Source organism: Streptomyces spinosus, from assembly GCF_020400655.1.
Taxonomy (GTDB): domain Bacteria; phylum Actinomycetota; class Actinomycetes; order Streptomycetales; family Streptomycetaceae; genus Streptomyces; species Streptomyces argyrophylli.
In genome coordinates this window covers 19373-36097 of the sequence record NZ_JAINRC010000024.1, presented here as the reverse complement: position 1 = coordinate 36097, position 16725 = coordinate 19373, and the positions used below count along the sequence as shown (strand labels likewise).

General features: G+C 74.0%; 15 protein-coding genes and 1 pseudogene. 2 read left to right on the top strand and 14 right to left on the bottom strand.

From position 1 onward, the window contains the following. Positions 1-40 precede the first annotated feature (40 nt). The 11 genes from LG395_RS35380 to LG395_RS35330 form a co-directional block, all read right to left on the bottom strand. Positions 41-586: a GNAT family N-acetyltransferase gene (locus LG395_RS35380; protein ID WP_225812943.1), complete on the bottom strand. Its 546-nt coding sequence runs from the start codon at positions 584-586 to the stop codon at positions 41-43. Further along, positions 583-1149, bottom strand: a complete 567-nt coding sequence (locus tag LG395_RS35375) for a helix-turn-helix domain-containing protein (RefSeq protein ID WP_171150801.1) — start codon at positions 1147-1149, stop codon at positions 583-585. Before LG395_RS35375 ends, LG395_RS35380 begins: the two co-directional genes overlap by 4 nt. 46 nt (positions 1150-1195) lie before the next feature. Beyond that, positions 1196-2098 (bottom strand): LysR family transcriptional regulator, encoded by a 903-nt coding sequence (locus tag LG395_RS35370; protein WP_171150803.1) that lies wholly within the window; start codon positions 2096-2098, stop codon positions 1196-1198. Between the two features lie 30 nt (positions 2099-2128). Continuing rightward, positions 2129-3322: a glycine C-acetyltransferase gene (locus LG395_RS35365; protein WP_171150804.1), complete on the bottom strand. Its 1194-nt coding sequence runs from the start codon at positions 3320-3322 to the stop codon at positions 2129-2131. A 44-nt stretch (positions 3323-3366) separates the two neighbouring features. Continuing rightward, the gene (gene tdh, locus LG395_RS35360; RefSeq protein ID WP_225812941.1) at positions 3367-4395 is read right to left on the bottom strand and encodes an L-threonine 3-dehydrogenase; all 1029 of its coding nucleotides are present in this window, start codon (positions 4393-4395) and stop codon (positions 3367-3369) included. Between the two features lie 198 nt (positions 4396-4593). Further along, positions 4594-5169 carry a GAF domain-containing protein gene (locus tag LG395_RS35355; RefSeq protein ID WP_171150808.1) on the bottom strand — a complete coding sequence of 192 codons (576 nt, stop codon included), beginning with the start codon at positions 5167-5169 and terminating at the stop codon, positions 4594-4596. Positions 5170-5230: 61 nt separating this feature from the next. Continuing rightward, positions 5231-5830, bottom strand: a complete 600-nt coding sequence (locus LG395_RS35350; protein WP_171150810.1) for a GTP-binding protein — start codon at positions 5828-5830, stop codon at positions 5231-5233. Beyond that, a complete protein-coding gene (locus LG395_RS35345) occupies positions 5808-6179 on the bottom strand; it encodes a DUF742 domain-containing protein (protein ID WP_030646844.1) in 372 nt (123 codons plus the stop codon). Before LG395_RS35345 ends, LG395_RS35350 begins: the two co-directional genes overlap by 23 nt. A 2-nt stretch (positions 6180-6181) precedes the next feature. Next, the gene (locus LG395_RS35340; RefSeq protein WP_171150811.1) at positions 6182-6616 is read right to left on the bottom strand and encodes a roadblock/LC7 domain-containing protein; all 435 of its coding nucleotides are present in this window, start codon (positions 6614-6616) and stop codon (positions 6182-6184) included. A gap of 107 nt (positions 6617-6723) precedes the next feature. After that, positions 6724-9045, bottom strand: a complete 2322-nt coding sequence (locus LG395_RS35335; protein WP_225812939.1) for an ATP-binding protein — start codon at positions 9043-9045, stop codon at positions 6724-6726. 566 nt (positions 9046-9611) lie between these two features. Then, positions 9612-10787 carry an MBL fold metallo-hydrolase gene (locus tag LG395_RS35330; RefSeq protein ID WP_225812938.1) on the bottom strand — a complete coding sequence of 392 codons (1176 nt, stop codon included), beginning with the start codon at positions 10785-10787 and terminating at the stop codon, positions 9612-9614. Between the two features lie 182 nt (positions 10788-10969). On the opposite strand from LG395_RS35330, the gene LG395_RS35325 reads away from it, so the two are divergent. Together LG395_RS35325 and LG395_RS35320 are read left to right on the top strand one after the other, a co-directional pair. Next, the gene (locus tag LG395_RS35325; RefSeq protein WP_225812931.1) at positions 10970-12160 is read left to right on the top strand and encodes a Glu/Leu/Phe/Val dehydrogenase dimerization domain-containing protein; all 1191 of its coding nucleotides are present in this window, start codon (positions 10970-10972) and stop codon (positions 12158-12160) included. Positions 12161-12216: 56 nt separating this feature from the next. After that, entirely contained in the window at positions 12217-12837 is a 621-nt protein-coding gene (locus LG395_RS35320; RefSeq protein ID WP_225812930.1) for a TetR/AcrR family transcriptional regulator, read from the top strand. Between the two features lie 522 nt (positions 12838-13359). Here the strand turns inward: LG395_RS35320 and LG395_RS35310 are convergent. From LG395_RS35310 to LG395_RS35300, 3 genes and pseudogenes are all read right to left on the bottom strand, one after another. Then, positions 13360-14145: an SGNH/GDSL hydrolase family protein gene (locus LG395_RS35310; protein WP_171159533.1), complete on the bottom strand. Its 786-nt coding sequence runs from the start codon at positions 14143-14145 to the stop codon at positions 13360-13362. Between the two features lie 225 nt (positions 14146-14370). After that, positions 14371-14605, bottom strand: a pseudogene (locus LG395_RS35305) (M23 family metallopeptidase); the annotation flags it as partial. Between the two features lie 24 nt (positions 14606-14629). Further along, positions 14630-16705, bottom strand: coding sequence for an alpha-galactosidase (locus tag LG395_RS35300; protein WP_225813068.1), 2076 nt, complete (start codon positions 16703-16705; stop codon positions 14630-14632). Between the last annotated feature and the right edge of the window lie 20 nt (positions 16706-16725).

The window sequence follows — 16725 nt, the reverse complement described above, 5'->3', positions numbered from 1 at the left end:
CTCCCAGCCGTCCTTCTGCCGGCCGTTCTTCCGCCGGCCGTCAGCGTCCGAGCCGCTTGTAATACAGGGTCGTCGGCCGCAACACGCCCGCCGGGCTCACCGCGTAGTCGGGGATGGTCCCGGCCTCCGTCCAGCCGGCCGAGCGGTACAGGCCCTCCGCGGGGCTGCCCGTCTCGGTGTCGAGATGGAGCAGAGTGCGGCCGTCGGCCGCGGCGGCCTGTTCGGCCGTGGTGAGGAGCCGGCGGCCGAGGCCCTGGCCCCGCGCCGAGCGGTGCACCATCAGCTTGACCAGTTCGGCGCGGTGCCGGCTGTTCGGCTTGTCGGGGCAGGCCAGGCCCACCGTGCCGGTCACCCGGTCCAGGGGGTCCAGGGCCGCCCACACGGCGAGCCGGCCCGCCGCCGCGGCCTGTGCCCGCTCCCGCCACCAGGCGACCGCCGCCGCGTGGCCGAGGGGCGCGAGGAAGCCGACGGAGGCGCCCGAGGCCACGGTGTCGGTCAGCAGCGCCGCCAAGTCGCCGGCGCGGTCGCGTACGCGGGTGCCGTCCCAGCGCTCCACCCTCGTCGCCGTGTCCCCGCGGGGCATCATGGCCGCACCACCGCCAGCACGTACCGTGCCTCGTCCGGACCGGCGCAGCGGAAGCGGGTCGCTCCGGTCACCCGCGTCCGCAGGCAGTCCCCCGCGCCGAGCCGGTGGACCTGCTCCCCGGCCGTCACCTCCAGCGCCCCCTCCAGCAGCCACAGGTGCTGTTCCAGGCCGGGCACGGGCGGGCGGTCGTAGGCGATGTCCGCGCCCGGGACGAGCCGGCCCTCGACCAGTTCCCCGCGCAGTCCGGTGTGCGGCGGGGACACGGACCTGCGGACGAAACCCGAGGCGCGGTCCTCCCACACCCGCTGCTCGGCGGCCCGGACCAGCGGCGCCGGTGCCGCCTCGACCTCGCTGAGCAGTTGGGACATGGTGCGGCCGTAGACGTGGCAGAGCCGGTTCAGCAGGGCGGCGGTGGGGCTGGTCTCCGCGTGTTCGGCGCGCCACAGGGTGGACCGGCTGACCCCGCTGCGCTCCGCCAGTTCGCCGAGCGACCAGCCGTGCTGGGCGCGCAGTTCGGCGAGCCGGGCGCCGATGAGGAGATCGACGGTGTCCTCGTTTCTCATTTCCGGGACGCTATCCCGCACATGAGACGGCGTTGTTACGCAAGCCTCACGCCTGCGCCGCCTCGCCCAGCGCCTCCAGCACCGGGCGGATCAGCGGGTGCCCCTCGGCGCCGCGGCGGACGGCGGCGAAGACCCGGCGGGTCGGGGCGACGCCGTCGACGGGGCGGACGACCACGCCGGACAGGTCCATGCCGCGCAGCGCCGAGCGCGGGACGAGGGCCACGCCCGCGTCGGCCGAGGCGAGGGCGACGACGGCCCGGAAGTCGTCGGAGGAGTGCTCCAGGCGGGGCTGGAAGCCTGCGCTCTCGCAGGCGAGGACGACCACGTCGTGGCACGGGTTGCCGGGGTACGGCCCGATCCACGTGTCCTTGGCCAGGTCGGCGAGGGGCACCTCGGGGACGTCCGCCAGACGGTGCCCGAGGGGTACGACGGCGTCGAACGGCTCGGCGTACAGCGGGACGTGGGTCAGACGGGGGTCGTCGGCGGACGGCGCGCCCCGGTACTCGACGGCGACCGCGACGTCGACCTGCCGGTCCAAAACCATGGGCAGGCTGGCGTCGCCCTCCGCGTCCTGCACCCGGATCCTTATGCCGGGCGCGTGCCGGGCGAGGCGGGCCACGGCCGGGGCCACGACCTGGGCGATGCCGGTCGCGAAGGCCGCCACGGTGACCGTGCCCGCCTCGCCCGAGCCGTAGGCGGCCAGCTCGGCCTCGGCACGCTCCAGCTGCGCGAGGACCGCGTTGGTGTGGCTGAGCAGGATCTCGCCCGCCGGGGTGAGCCGTACGCCCTTGGCGCCGCGCTCGACCAGCCGGTGGCCGGTCTCCTGCTCCAGGGCCGTCAGCTGCTGGGAGACGGCGGAGGGGGTGAGGTAGAGCGCGGCGGCCGCAGCGGTGACCGTGCGGTGGTCGGCCACCGCACGCAGGATGTGGAGCCGCCGTGCCTCGATCATGCCCCCATTATCCCAGGGCGTCCGCCCTGGTCAGGCCGCCAGCTCGGCGCGCGCCGCGACGAACGCGTCGACCGCGCGGTCGACGTCCTGCGTGGAGTGCGCGGCGGACAGCTGGACGCGGATGCGGGCCTGTCCCTGCGGGACGACCGGGTAGGAGAACCCGATCACGTAGACCCCGCGCTCCAGGAGCAGTTCGGCCATCCGGGCCGCCTTCGCCGCGTCCCCGATCATGACGGGGGCGATGGCGTGGTCGCCAGGGAGGATGTCGAAGCCCTCCTCGGTCATCCGGCGGCGGAACAGCGCGGTGTTCTCGGCGAGCCGCACGCGCAGGTCGTCGGCGGACTCCAGCAGGTCGAGGACCTTCAGGGAGGCGGCGGCGATCACCGGGGCGAGCGTGTTGGAGAAGAGGTAGGGGCGGGAGCGCTGGCGCAGCAGGGCGACGATCTCGGCGCGGGCGGCGACGTAACCGCCGGAGGCCCCGCCGAGGGCCTTGCCGAGGGTGCCGGTGATGATGTCGACGCGGTCCATGACGCCGTGCAGCTCGGGGGTGCCGCGGCCGGTCGGGCCGACGAAGCCGACGGCGTGCGAGTCGTCGACCATGACCATCGCGTCGTAGCGGTCGGCGAGGTCGCAGATCTCCGCGAGGGGCGCGACGTAGCCGTCCATGGAGAACACGCCGTCGGTGACGATCAGGCGGCGCCGGGCGTCGGACGCCTCCTTGAGCTTGGCCTCCAGGTCCGCGAGGTCGCGGTTGGCGTAACGGAAGCGGCGGGCCTTGGACAGGCGGATGCCGTCGATGATGGAGGCGTGGTTGAGGGCGTCGGAGATCACCGCGTCCTCCTCGCCGAGCAGGGTCTCGAAGACACCGCCGTTGGCGTCGAAGCAGGAGGAGTACAGGATGGTGTCCTCCTGGCCGAGGAACGCCGACAGCCGGGCCTCCAGCTCCTTGTGCACCTCCTGGGTGCCGCAGATGAAGCGGACGGAGGCCATGCCGTAGCCCCAGCGGTCCAGGGCGGCGTGGGCGGCGGCGATCACGTCGGGGTGGTCGGCGAGGCCGAGGTAGTTGTTGGCGCAGAAGTTGAGGACCTCGCCGGGGCGGCCGCCGGCGGTGACGTTCACGGTCGCGGACTGCGGGGTGCCGATGACGCGCTCGGGCTTGTGCAGGCCGGCGGCGCGGATCTCGTCGAGGGTGGCGCGCAGGTCGTCGCGGACGGTGTCGAACATGAGGGAGCTCCTGAATACCTGAAGGTGCTTGCGGGTGAAGGGGGTTACGCGGTCCAGTCCAGGATGACCTTGCCGCCCCTGCCGCTCGCGGCGTCGGCGAAGGCCGCCTCGAAGTCGCGGTAGTCGTACCGGCCGGTGATCACGGGGGCGAGGTCCAGGCCGCCCTCCAGCAGCACCGACATCGCGTACCAGGTCTCGAACATCTCGCGGCCGTAGATGCCCTTGATGGTGATCATCGAGGTGACGATGCGGGCCCAGTCGACCGGGAACTCCTCGGCGGGCAGGCCGAGCATGGCGATCCGGCCGCCGTGCGTCATGTTCGCGATCATGTCGCGCATGGCCTCGGGCCGGCCGGACATCTCCAGGCCGATGTCGAAGCCCTCGCGCAGCCCCAGTTCGCGCTGTCCGTCGGCGATGGTGGACCCGGCGACGTTCAGGGCGAGGCTCACCCCTATCTTGCGGGCGATCTCCAGGCGCTCCTCGCTGACGTCGGTGACGACGACGTTGCGGGCGCCCGCGTGCCGGGCCACGGCGGCGGCCATCAGGCCGATCGGGCCCGCGCCGGTGATCAGCACGTCCTCGCCGACCAGCGGGAAGGAGAGCGCGGTGTGCACGGCGTTGCCGAACGGGTCGAAGATCGCGGCGACGTCGAGGTCGACGGGGACGCGGTGCACCCAGACGTTGGAGGCGGGCAGGGCCACGTACTCGGCGAACGCCCCGTCGCGGCCGACGCCGAGGCCGACGGTGGCGCGGCACAGGTGCCGGCGGCCGGCCAGGCAGTTGCGGCACTTGCCGCACACCAGGTGGCCCTCGCCGCTGACCCGGTCGCCGATGCGGATGTCGGCCACGTCCCGCCCGGTCTCGACGACCTGCCCGACGAACTCGTGGCCCAGCACGAGCGGGGTCCGGATCGTCTGCCGGGCCCAGCCGTCCCAGGACCGGATGTGCAGGTCCGTGCCGCAGATACCGGTCCGCATGACCTTGATCAGGACGTCCCCGGGGCCGATGGCGGGCTCCGGGACGTCCGTCAGCCAGAGTCCCGGCTCCGCCTTCTCCTTGACCAGCGCCTTCAACGCTACGGCTCCTGTGGGTGAGGCCCGGCCCGCGGGCACGCCGAAGGAGCCGCACCGGGTCAGAGGGGTGGAATCACCCTGCAATCTGCCGTACGCGCGGGCCCGGGTCCATCGAGCTTTTCTTAACCGGCGCCTCAGCTTTCCTACACGCCCCCCCGGAAACGCCCGTCGCGCCGCCCCGCGCGGGGGTCCTCCGCGTCACAGAGGAAGTCCGTCCTCCCTACTCCGTTCGAGGCGTACGACGAGTTCGGCGGCGAGCGCCTTGATGGTCTCCAGGCCCGGCCTGCCCCAGGCGCGGGGCGCCGTGTCGGCCGCGCACACGGTGCCGAGCGCCATGCCGGAGCTGTCGATGAGGGGGGCGCCGAGGTAGGAGCGGATGCCGTAGCCGTCGACGACCGGGTTGCACGCGAACCGGGGGTAGTCGCCGACGTCCTCCAGGACCAGTGCCTTGCGGCGGACCACCACATGGGGGCAGAAACCGTGGTCGCGCGGCAGGACCCGGCCGATCCGGGCCCTGGTGCCGTCGTCCCGTACGACCGGGGAGGTGGCCGGGGCGCTCAGGCCCGCGAAGAACTGGTGCTCCTCGGCTATGAAGTTGACCATGGCGTAGAGCGCGCCGGTGAGCTGCGCGAGGTGGTCCGCGAACGCGTCGAGCGCGGGGTCGGGCCGGTCCGCCAGGCCGAGCCGGCGCAACCGGTGGACGCGGGCGGGCGCCTCCTTGTCCTCGGGGGTGAGCAGCAGACCCCGGACCGGCCGTGGCGGCTCGTAGCTCATGGCCGGGCTCCGTCGCTGTGGGCATACCTCATATGGGGGCTCCGTGGGCGGTAGGGCGGGATCACATGTGGGCGCCGTGGCTGGGCGCGGTCGCCGGGGCGTGGGCGAGGAGATGACGGACGAGGACGAGCAGGGTCTGGACGCCGGAGCTGGAGATCCGGGCGTCGCAGCGGACCACCGGGATGCGCGGGTCCAGGTCGATGGCGGCCCGCACCTCCTCGGGGTCGTAACGGTGGGAGCCGTCGAACTCGTTGAGGGCGACGATGAAGGCGAGCCCTCGTTCCTCGAAGAAGTCCACGGCGGCGAAGCAGTCCTGCAGGCGCCGGGTGTCGGCGAGGATCACCGCGCCGAGCGCGCCCTCGGACAGCTCGTCCCACATGAACCAGAACCGCTCCTGCCCCGGCGTGCCGAACAGGTACAGCACATGGCGCGGATCGAGGGTGATCCGGCCGAAGTCCATGGCGACCGTGGTCTCCATCTTGTTCTCGACGCCGTCGAGACTGTCCGTGCCGACGCTGACCGTGGTGAGCAGCTCCTCCGTGCTGAGCGGCGCGATCTCGCTGACCGCGCCCACGAAGGTGGTCTTGCCGACGCCGAACCCGCCCGCCACCAGGATCTTGAGCGCGGTCGGGAACGGGTCAGAGCTGTCGTCGTAGTCCATCGAGCACTGCCTCCAGCAGGGACCGGTCAGTGGGTGTGTGGTGGTACACGGGCGGCTTGGTGGTCAGCGCGCCGCAGTCGACCAGGTCGGAGAGCAGCACCTTGGTGACCACGGCGGGCAGTTTCAGCTGGGCGGCGACCTCGGCCACCGAGACGGGCGCGCGGCACAGGTCGAGCGCCTGCGCGTGCTCGGGGCCGAGGTAGCCGAGCGGGGTGACGCCGGTGGCCATCACCTGCGACATCAGGTCGAGGGCGATGCTGGGTTCGGTGCGGCCGTTGCTCACCGTGAACGGCCGCACGAGCCGTCCGGCCGCATCGTCCAGCCAGGGCCCGTCGCCGGCTGCGGCCACGCTCAGGGCCTCGTCGCCGTGGATTCGACGGTGTGCTGCCGGGGTGCGGTGACCAGGTAGGGGCGGACGCTCTTGACCAGCATCGCCATCTCGTAGCCGAGCACCGCGGCGTCGGCCTCGCGGCCCGCCAGCACGGCGAGGCAGGTGCCGGAGCCGGCGGTGGTGACGAACAGCAGGGTCGCGTCGAGTTCGACGACGACCTGGCGGACGTCCCCGCCGTCGCCGAAGCGGACGCCCGCGCTGCGGCCCAGGGAGTACAGACCCGAGGCCAGGGCCGCCATGTGGTCGGCGCTGTCGGCGTCCAGGCCGTGCACGGACTTCACCAGTCCGTCGCAGGACAGGAGCACCGCGCTGGAGGTGTGCGGTACGCGCTGCACGAGGCCGCTCAGCAGCCAGTCGAGGTCGGAGGCGTGGACGGTCGGCGCATCGCTCGCCATGGTGGATCGACTCCTTGGGGTACGAGGACCAGCGGGAGCGCTGGGGGTGGGGGTGGGGGTGGGGGCGGGGGCGGGGGTACGACGCGGGGGTGCGCAGGCGGAGGCGGTCAGCCGGCCGGTGCGCTCCCGCCGGTCCGGCCCCTGCCGCGGACGCCGTCGGCCGTGGGCGCGTGGGCGGGTGCCTGGGGTATGGGGGCCACGTGCTGCGGGGTGGGGTCCGGAGGGGTGGGGAGCTGCTCGGGGGTGGCGGGCTGGACTGTGTGCTCGGTGCCCATATGGCCCGGCCCCATGTGGTGCACGCGCGCGTGGCCCTCCGCTGAGTGGTCCGGGTCCATGTGGGCCGAACCCATGTGCCGCGACCCCATGTGGTCCGGATCGCCGTGCTCGGGCCGTTCGCGCGTCGGCTCGGCCGGAACCGGCGTGGACGCCGGAAGGTGCGCGCCTGTCCTGTGCTCAACGTCCATGTGGGTCGAGCCCGTGTGCCCGTACGCCGTGTCGTACGCCGTCCTCTGGTACGCCGTTCTCTCGGGCAACGGCTCGCGGAACCCCGGCTCCGGTTGCTCCGATTCCAGGCTCTGCTGGGCCTCGGCGAGTCCGACGCCGCGCTGGAAGGCGGCCATCAGACCGGGGTCGTGGCCGGCGACGGTGTCGCTCTCCGGGCGGGGCAGCGGGCCGCCGCGCAGCTGGGGCACGATGTGCTCCTGGGCGCGCCGGCGGGGCAGCCGGGGCTTGTCCATGGTGCCGCGGACCGGGCCGACGCGCGGGGTGGGCAGGACGCCCGTGTGCGCCTCCACCGCCGCCCGGTCCTCGGCGCTGATGCCGGGCACGGCCTCGGCGGGTGTGGGCCGCGCCTCCTGGGCACCGCGCACGGGCAGCGGAGCCGGAGCACTTCCGTGCCGCCCGGGCCCGCCGCTGTCGGTTCCCCGCCGCTCCGGGCCGCGCTGGGCGTGCCTGCGCCGCCCGGTCGCCGCGGTCTGCCCGCCGCTCGTCCCGGCCCCGGCCCCGGCCGCCTCGCCGGCCCGGCCCTCGCCGCCCTGCGTGGAGCCGCGCCCGCCTTGGGCGGCGCGCCCCGCTTCAGGACCGTTCCCCGCACCTGGCGCGGGCGCGGGTGTCATCGCCGGAACCCCGTGGGGCGCCCCGGCCTCCCCCGACCGCTGAGGCTGCTGCGGCTGCTGCGGCTGCTGCGCTACGACGGTCCCGGCGTCCGCGCCCGGCACGCCCGGCGCGTTGCCCAGCAGGGCCTGCGGCACGACGAGGACGGCCTGCACCCCGCCGTAGATGTTGGTCTGCAGCCGCACGTGGATGCTGTGCCGGCGGGCGAGCTGGGAGACGACGTAGAGCCCGATGCGGCCGTCGGCCAGCAGGCTGGCGACGTTGACCTGGTCGGGGTCGGCGAGCACGGCGTTCATCCGCTCCTGCTCGGCGACGGGCATGCCCAGGCCGCGGTCCTCGACCTCCACGGCGAGCCCGGAGGTGACGAGGTTGGCGCGGAGCAGCACCTGGGTGTGCGGGGCGGAGAACACCGTGGCGTTCTCGACGAGTTCGGCGAGCAGGTGGATGACGTCGGCGACGGCGTGGCCGCGCAGTTCGCCGTCGATGGGCGGCACCAGCCTGACGCGGGAGTACTGCTCGACCTCGGCGATGGCGGAGCGGAGGACCTCGGTCATGCTGACGGGGTTGCTCCACTGCCGCCGGGAGACCGCGCCGCCGAGCACGGCGAGGTTCTCGGCGTGCCGGCGGATGCGGGTGGCCAGGTGGTCGACGTGGAAGAGCCCCTTGAGCAGATCGGGGTCCTCGATCTCGTTCTCCAGGTCGTCCAGGATGGAGATCTCCCGGTGCACCAGGGACTGGAGCCGCCGCGCCAGGTTGACGAACACCTCCAGCTTCTGCTGGCTGCCTGTCTGGCTGGAGAGCTGGGCGGCCCGTACGACGGCGGTGACGGCGCCGTCGTACGCGCGCGCCAGATCGGCGGCGAGCAGCTCGAAGTCGTCGGCGTCGGCGGGCGGCCGGCGGCGCGGGGCGTGCCGCGGCGGGGTCTCGCCCTGCCGCAGCGCGTCTACCAGGGCATGCAGGTCGGCCTCACCGCGCGCGGCGGTGCGGCGCAGCGCGTCGACGCGGTCGGCGACCGAGCGGGCCGCGCGGTCGGCGGCCACGGCGGCGATCAGGATGCCGGCGACCGCGACGGTGACCGATCCGGCGAGCACGGCCCACAGCAGGGGGCCGGTGCGCGCGCCGGCGCAGCGGACGCTGAAGAGCACCGCGGCGGTGGCGCTCAGCGCGACCGCGAGGGGCGGCAGGACGGCGAGCCGCATCAACTGGGGCCGTATGTGCGTCTCGGGCAGTGCGGGAGCGGGTCGGGCGACCGGTCGCCCGTGCCGGCCGCCCTCGCGGCGATCGGCGCGGGCGGCCGGTGCTCGGAGGTGAGACATCTGCGTCCTCGTACTGATCCGTCGGGCCTGTGTCCTCGTGCGGTGCGCCGTGCGGGCATGCGTCGATGCGGGCATGCGTCATCGCTGCCGGCCGGCGGGGCCGGTGCACCCGGCCGCGCGTCGCCCGGCGGACACTCACAGTAGTTGCCTGAGCATCATGTGCGGTGGGCAGTTGACAAAGTCACCCGCGCAGCGTCCCGCTCTGGTATGAGGCGTCGTACGAAGGTCCGACGGCCACTGCCCGATGCCGGGCGGAATCGCGTCACAACCGATCCGGCCTGGTCACAAGCGGTCGGGAACGGAACGGTCGGCCGATCACCCCCACCTGTCGCGCTCTCCCCCGCGCGGCGCACGCGCTGGTTGGGCTCGCTCCCGGCGCCGCCCGCGCGGTGGCCTCCGGGGCCCCTCCGCCGAGGACCAGTCCACCCCGATCATTACTCAGTGTGTTTGCTCTGGCCACGCCTGGGTCAGGGGTCTGGCGGCACACCGGTGCACGCCGTGCACGCGAGACCTGCCCGGTGAGCTGGAGCCGGGGCGCGGGGGGGCCGCCCCCTCGCCCCGGTCGGTCAGGCGCCGGCGTCGCGCGTGGGGGGCTCCGCGACGAACGCGCCGACCGAGCGCCAGGTGCGCCGTACGTCCCCCGACGCGCTCCGCCACCACGCCTCGGCCGGCAGCTTGCCGGCCGCCTCGAACGGCTCGCCCGGCCGGGGCAGGGCCACCGCCTGGCCGGCCTCCTCGGCGGCCTCCTTGGTCCACTCCCCCGGCTCGGCCCAGGGGTGCGGGGCGAGGTTGAAGGTGCCCCAGTGGATCGGCAGCAGGACGCCGTGGGGCGCGCCGCCCTGGAGGTCGAGGTGGGCGCGCAGGCCCTCCTGCGGGGTCATGTGGATGTCGGGCCAGAACTCGCTGTAAGCGCCGATCTGGATCATCGTGGCGTCGAACGGGCCGTGCGCGGCACCGATGTCCTTGAAGCCGTCGAAGTAGCCGGTGTCGCCGCTGTGGTAGATCCGGTGCTCCTCGCCGGCGACGGCCCAGGACGCCCAGAGGGTGTGCTGGGTGTTGCGCAGGCCACGGCCGCAGAAGTGGCGGGCCGGGGTGGCGGTGAGGGTGAGGCCGCCGACGCGGGTGGACTCGTGCCAGTCCAGTTCGCGCAGCCGGTCCGGGCGGACGCCCCAGTGTTCGAGGTGGGCGCCCACGCCGAGCGGCACGGCGAACAGGGTGTCCGTGCCGGCCAGCGCCTTGATGGTGGGCAGGTCCAGGTGGTCGTAGTGGTCGTGCGAGATGACGACGACGTCGACCGGGCCGAGCGCGGCCAGCGGCAGCGGCACCGGATGGAGCCGCTTGGGCCCGGCGAAGGGGAACGGGGAGCAGCGCTCGCCCCAGACGGGATCGAACAGGACGCGGTGACCGTCGATCTCGGCGAGCACGCTGGAGTGGCCCATCCAGGTCAGCCGCAGTCCGGTGGCGGGCGGCTTGGCCAGGTCGGCGAAGGTGGTGGGATGCACCGGGACGGTGCCCTTGGGGGCGCGCAGCGGCCGGGTGTCCCGGTCCAGGAACACCTTCGCGAGGTCCAGCGAGGACCCGGTGGGCCGGGTGCGGGCGGGGCCGCCGGGGTTCTGGAAGACGCCGCCCTCGAAATGCGGCGAGCGGCGGATGCGTGCCATGCGCTCACCCCCCGGGTCCGCTCCGAACGCAGCGGGCCGCAGCGCGCGGAGCCCGGAGCTCGCGGAACGCAGACCGGTCACGGTACCTCCCGGTGGAGTGGGTGAGGTCCCCCATTATGGTCGGCCCCGCGGCCGGCGAGCGCCGCAAGGGGTGCGTCCGCCCGCCGCCGCCCGTCCCTTGCGCGCGTTGACAGGGTCCGGACCGGCTCCGGATACTGACTCGCCGTTCAGGTGATCACCTCATCGCGCCCCGAGGAAGCCCCATGACCACCCCCGTCACCGCCCCTTCGCTGTCGCTCGTGTGGACCGATCACGTCACCGGCCGCCAGGGCTTCCTGGTCGTGGACCGGCTGGTGCGGGGCGTGGCGAGCGGCGGGCTGCGGATGCGGCCCGGCTGCACGCTGGAGGAGGTGACCGGACTCGCCCGCGGCATGACGATGAAGGAGGCCCTGCACTACAGCCCCGGGAGCCGCTACATCCCGCTCGGCGGCGCCAAGGGCGGCATCGACTGCGACCCCCGGGACCCGGAGGCGTACGGGCTCCTCGTCCGCTATCTGCGCGCCGTGCGGCCGTACGTGGAGAGCTGCTGGACCACCGGCGAGGACCTGGGTCTCTCCCAGGACCTGGTGGACCGCGCGGCGGCCGAGGCGGGCCTGGTCTCCTCGATCCAGGCCGTCTATCCGCTGCTGGACGACGAGGCCGCGGCCCGCGAGCGGCTCGCCGACGCCTTCGCGGTGGAGGTGGACGGCATCGGCCTGGACGAGCTGGTGGGCGGCTGCGGGGTCGCCGAGTCGGTGCTGACGGCCCTGGACCGGGCCGCGGTGCCGTACCCGGGCACCCGGGTCGCCGTGCAGGGTCTCGGCACGATGGGCGGGGCCACCGCGCGCTTCCTCGCGCGCGCGGGCCTGAGCGTCGTGGCCGTCGCCGACATCAAGGGCACCATCGCCAACCCGGCGGGGCTCGACGTCGAGGCGCTGCTGGCGGCGCGGGACGGCTACGGCACCGTGGACCGCGGCGCGCTGCGCCCCGGCGACAGTGAACTGCCCGGCGACGCCTGGCTGTCCGCGGAGGCGGAGGTGCTGGTGCCGGCCGCCGTGTCGTACGCCGTCGACCCGGCGAACCAGAAGCGGATCCGGGCGCGTTGGATCGTCGAGGCCGCCAACATGCCCGTCGTGCCCGAGGCGGAGGCGCTGCTGACCGCGCGCGGGGTCACGGTGCTGCCGGACGTGGTGGTGAACTCCGCGACGAACGCCTGGTGGTGGTGGACCCTGTTCGGCGACATCGGCGCCGACGCCGACGAGGCGTTCGCCCACGTCCGGCGCTCGATGCGCGCCCTGACCGGCCGGGTGCTGGACCGCGCGCGGGCCGACGGTACGACCCCGCGCGTGGCCGCGCACGCCCTGGTGACGGACCGGTTGCCGGTGATCGTGGAACGGTTCGGCCGGTACCGGTGACGGGCCTGCCGCGCTGCGGCTTCGGCGGCACCGGGGTCAACGACTAGGGTGACGGCGTGGCGAGAGTGCGGTTGAGCGTGGCCGAGCGGCGGGAGGAGCTGCTGCGGGCAGCCATCGGGCAGATCGAGGCGCGGGGCGTGGCGGCGGTCAGGATCGCCGACGTGGCCGCGGCCCTCGGGGTGAGCAACGCGCTGGTGCTGTACCACTTCTCCACGAAGGAGAAGCTGGTCGCCGCCGCGTTCACCTACGCCGCGGAGGACGACCTCGCGCGCCTGCGCAGGCTGCTGGACCGGCGGACCACCGCGCTGCGCCGGCTGCGGTCGGCGGTGCGCTGGTACGCGCCGACCGGACAGGCCAAGGGCTGGCGGCTGTGGATCGAGGGCTGGGCGGTGTCCCTGCGCGAGCCCGCACTGCGGCAGGTCACCCGGGAGCTGGACGAGCAGTGGAAGGCGGCGATCGCCGGTGTCATCGCCGAGGGCGTGGCGGCCGGTGAGTTCGCGTGCGCGGACCCGGCCGGCACGGCACTGCGGCTGACCGCGCTGCTGGACGGGCTGGCGGTACAGCTCACGTCGTACCCGGGCGCGGTGCCGCGGTCCCGGGCGCAGGAGTGGGTGGACGACGCCCTCGCTCGCGAACTGGGCCTGGAACGCGAGGCGTTGTTCGACAGGCGGCGCTGACGCGCGGACCTCCGCGGAGCCGCGGGCGCGACCGGACCGCGCACCGCGGACCTGACGGCACCAGGCGCGGGACGTTCGAGGCGCATCCGTCCGTCGCGGCACCGTTCCCCCGGGGCCGGGCCGGCGCGGACGGAGGGCGCCGGCGGCCGCGACCGGCCGGCCTTCGGGACGAGGACGCCGTCGACGGCGGTGCGCGGTCGGGGGGGTACCGGGCCGGCCCGGCACGAGGTTCCGGCACGAGATCGAGGTTGGGGGCCGGCCGATCGGGCCCGGGCCTGCGGAACTGCGCCGTCGGTGAGTCCCGTCCGCGCTGCCGGACGCGGTCGTCCGGCCGCCGCGCCTGCCCGCCGGGCCCCGCGACCGGGCCGTACCGGCCCCGGCGGCCCAACGGCGGATCCCGTGGCGCCTGATCACCGGCGACGGCGTGCCGGCTGGGCCCGGCCGACGGCGGGCGCACGCCTGCGGAGCGAGGAGGGCCCGCTGTCGGTGGTGCCGGTGCGGGCCGTCGGCGGGCCGGCCGGGTCAGGCCACCGCGGCGATCCGCATCCTGATGGCGTCCGGTGACAGCGTGCCCTTGGCGGTCACGTGGTCGCCCGAGGACTCACCGCGCAGCCGGCGGCCGATCCAGGGGACGAGGTACTCCCGGGCCCACTGGACGTCGTCGCGGCGGATCTCCAGCGTGCCCCGGGGCGGCAGCGGCGGCCACGGCTGCTCCGGGTCGGCCGGGACGTCCAGGCCGAGGACCTGTCCCGCGCGCAGCGCCACCCGCGTGTGCCCCTCGGGCGAGAGGTGCAGCCGGTCGCTGTCCCAGGCCCTGCGGTCCTGGACGGACTTGAGGGACCACAGGTCGAGGACGGGGCATCCGTACCGGTCGGCGATGGCGCGGACGTGCCCGTTGTAGGTGGCGATCTTGCCGCGGAGGTGCTTGAGGACGGGGACGCCACGGGTGTCGAAGCCGGTCGTCACCATCACCGTGCCGGCGGCCTCCGTCAGTCGGGCCAGGGCGCGTTCGAAGCGCTCGGCCACCTCGTCGGGGTCGGTGCCGGGGCGGATGATGTCGTTGCCTCCCGCGCAGAAGGAGATCAGGTCCGGGGCCAGGCCGACGGCCTGCGGCACCTGGTCGGCCACGATCTGGTCCAGCAGCTTTCCGCGCACGGCGAGGTTGGTGTACTGGAAGTCGCCCTCGGGACGTCGGTCGGCGAGGAGGACCGCGAACCGGTCGGCCCAGCCCACGAACGCCCCGTCGGGGCCGGGGTCGCCGACGCCCTCGGTGAAGCTGTCCCCCACCGCCACGTACGACCCGATCACTGATCTGCTGTCATTCTTCGAATCGTCTGCCACGTCGGACCATGATTCACCTTCGGATGTGACCTACGCGACCGTAAGCCGGACTTGACGAACGGTGAGATGAGCCACTCTTAAAGAGTTCGCAAAGCCAGGAATAGAAGCTGCACCGTACACCGAAGCCGGACCCGGGGATCGTGGGTCCGGCCTTCGGCAGCCCGCGGGCCGGGCGGTGGCGGGGGGCGGGCGTCAGCCGACGGGGACGCCGTGCGAGCGGGGGCAGGCGGCCGGGTCGACGCCGGAGCCGTAGTCCGGGGTGGTGCGGATCTCGAAGTGCAGGTGCGGGCCGGTCACGTTGCCGGTGGCCCCGGACAGGCACGGTCTGCCCGGCCGGGGCGGAGAGCCGGGAGAGGTGGCCGTACTGGGCACGGCGTCCGGCGCGCGGCAGCGGCCGTACGACGCACGGTCGCGGATATGACCCTCCTCGCGCGCCATGTCCCCAAAAGGGTCAGATGCGGCGCAGCCGGATGACCGTCGCATCCAGGTCACCCTTGAGCCCGGTGCGCAGTCCGTGGTGCAGCAGGACGGCACCTCGGTGCACTTCGCCGGTTTCGCGGCATTCGTACGACGCCGTCGGGTCGAGCCCGCGCAGCCGCACCGCCGGCACCGGTTCGCCGTAGCTCTGCGCCTGCAGCCAGGCCAGGACGACGGTCTGAGCCCCGCGGACGTACTGCACGGCGCTCAGGCCTCCCGCGGGGGGCCGCAGCCGGTACAGCTCCCCGTGCTGCACGACCGGGCGGATCTCCTTGTACAGCTCCACCCACCGCCGGGCCTCGGCCAGTTCCTCCGCGCTCCACTCCGTCAGGTCGCCGCCGACCCCGAGCACGCCCGCCATGGCACTGACGAACCGGAAACGCAGCGAGCTGGCGCGTCCGTTGAGCTGGGTGTTCGGGCTGTCGGTGACCCAGGCCGCCATCACGCGCGCGGGGTGGATCTGCGTGAAGCCGTGCTGGATGGCGAGCCGGTCCAGCGGGTCGGTGTTGTCGGAGGTCCACACCTGGTCGGTGCGGCCGAGCACGCCGAGGTCGATCCGGCCGCCGCCGCCCGAGCAGGACTCGAAGGCGACCTGGGGGTGCGCGGCGCGCAACCGGTCCAGCAGGGCGTACAGGCCGCGGACGTGGTCCACCCACAGGCGCTGCGGGTACGGCTCCCCGGGCCAGCCGGCATCGGTGAAGCAGCGGTTGAAGTCCCACTTCACGTAGTCGACGGGGGCGCTGGACAGCAGGGTGTCCAACTGCTCCCACAGGTACTCCTGCACGTCCTCGCGCGCGAGGTTGAGCACGAGCTGGTTGCGCAGTTCCGTCCGCTTCCGTCCCGGTTGGTACTGCACCCAGTCCGGGTGGGCCCGGTACAGGTCGCTGTCCGGGTTGACCATCTCGGGCTCGACCCAGATGCCGAACCGCATGCCGAGCCCGTGCACCTGGTCGGCGAGCGGCTTGAGGCCGTGCGGGAAGCGGTCGGGGTTGGGGGTCCAGTCGCCGAGGCCGGCGCGGTCGCTGGTGCGGGCGCCGAACCAGCCGTCGTCGACGACGAACAGCTCGATCCCGATCTCGGCGGCCCGGCGGGCGAGCGCGAGCTGCTGCTCCTCGGAGATGTCGAAGAAGGTGGCCTCCCAGGAGTTGAACAGCACGGGCCGGTCCTGCTCGGCGTCCGGGATGACGTGCGCCCGCTGGTAGGCGTGCCAGGCCCGGCTCGCGCCGCCGAAGCCGCCGTCGCTCCACAGCCCCGCGAAGACCGGGGTGGTGTACGACTCCCCGGGCACGAGGAGCAGCAGACCCGAGTCGTCGTAACCGGCGCCGCCGGTGATCTGCACGCGCGCGTCCGGGAGCTGGGCGACCGCTATGCGCCAGGAACCTGACCAGCCGAGCGCGCAGCCGTAGACCTCGCCGCGCTCCTCGGTGGCGTCGGTGTCGAGGGCCATCCAGGGCAGGTGCTGGTGGCCGGTGTGGCCGCGGCGGCTGCCGATGACCTTCTCACCGTAGGTGAGGGGCGCGGTGGTGAGCCGGGACTCAGCGGCCCAGCGGCCGTGCAGCTGGGACAGCCGCCAGCCCTCGCGGTCGGGCAGGGTCCAGGTGGCCGCGTCGGCCCGCAGCAGCTCCACGCGCGCGTGAGTGCCGTTCTCGACGGTCACCCAGCGCTCCACGACGTCACCGCGCATCCGGTAGTGCAGGGTGATCGCCACGCCGTCGTCGTCGAAGCGCAGCAGCAGTGCGTCGTCCTCGGTGGTGCCGGACGACACGAAGCGCCACTCCGTGCCGCGCCGCTCCTCCGTGCGGACGGACAGGGCGGGGCGCACGAAGCGGGGGCCGCCCTCGACGGGGTACTCCTCGCGGCCGTCGAGCGGGGACTCGAAGGGCCAGTAACCGGGCAGCGGGCTCACCGCGAGCGCCTCGGCGTCGGCGAGGGCGATCCGTGGCCCCCAGTGCAGATGCAGCAGCTCGTCCGCGTCGGTGAGATGCAGGGCATAGCTGCTGCTGGGGCCCGACAGGAGCCACGTACGACCGTTTTCGGCGATGTCCACCATCGAGACCTCACAGGTGCCAA

Bases quoted from the DNA above. Each gene is read 5' to 3' on its own strand.
- LG395_RS35355 (WP_171150808.1), bottom strand. From the start codon at position 5,169: ATGAGCTACGAGCCGCCACGGCCGGTCCGGGGTCTGCTGCTCACCCCC.
- LG395_RS35365 (WP_171150804.1), bottom strand. From the start codon at position 3,322: ATGTTCGACACCGTCCGCGACGACCTGCGCGCCACCCTCGACGAGATC.
- LG395_RS35350 (WP_171150810.1), bottom strand. From the start codon at position 5,830: ATGGACTACGACGACAGCTCTGACCCGTTCCCGACCGCGCTCAAGATC.
- LG395_RS35375 (WP_171150801.1), bottom strand. From the start codon at position 1,149: ATGAGAAACGAGGACACCGTCGATCTCCTCATCGGCGCCCGGCTCGCC.
- LG395_RS35370 (WP_171150803.1), bottom strand. From the start codon at position 2,098: ATGATCGAGGCACGGCGGCTCCACATCCTGCGTGCGGTGGCCGACCAC.
- LG395_RS35325 (WP_225812931.1), top strand. From the start codon at position 10,970: ATGACCACCCCCGTCACCGCCCCTTCGCTGTCGCTCGTGTGGACCGAT.
- LG395_RS35335 (WP_225812939.1), bottom strand. From the start codon at position 9,045: ATGTCTCACCTCCGAGCACCGGCCGCCCGCGCCGATCGCCGCGAGGGC.
- LG395_RS35300 (WP_225813068.1), bottom strand. From the start codon at position 16,705: ATGGTGGACATCGCCGAAAACGGTCGTACGTGGCTCCTGTCGGGCCCC.
- LG395_RS35380 (WP_225812943.1), bottom strand. From the start codon at position 586: ATGATGCCCCGCGGGGACACGGCGACGAGGGTGGAGCGCTGGGACGGC.
- LG395_RS35340 (WP_171150811.1), bottom strand. From the start codon at position 6,616: ATGGCGAGCGATGCGCCGACCGTCCACGCCTCCGACCTCGACTGGCTG.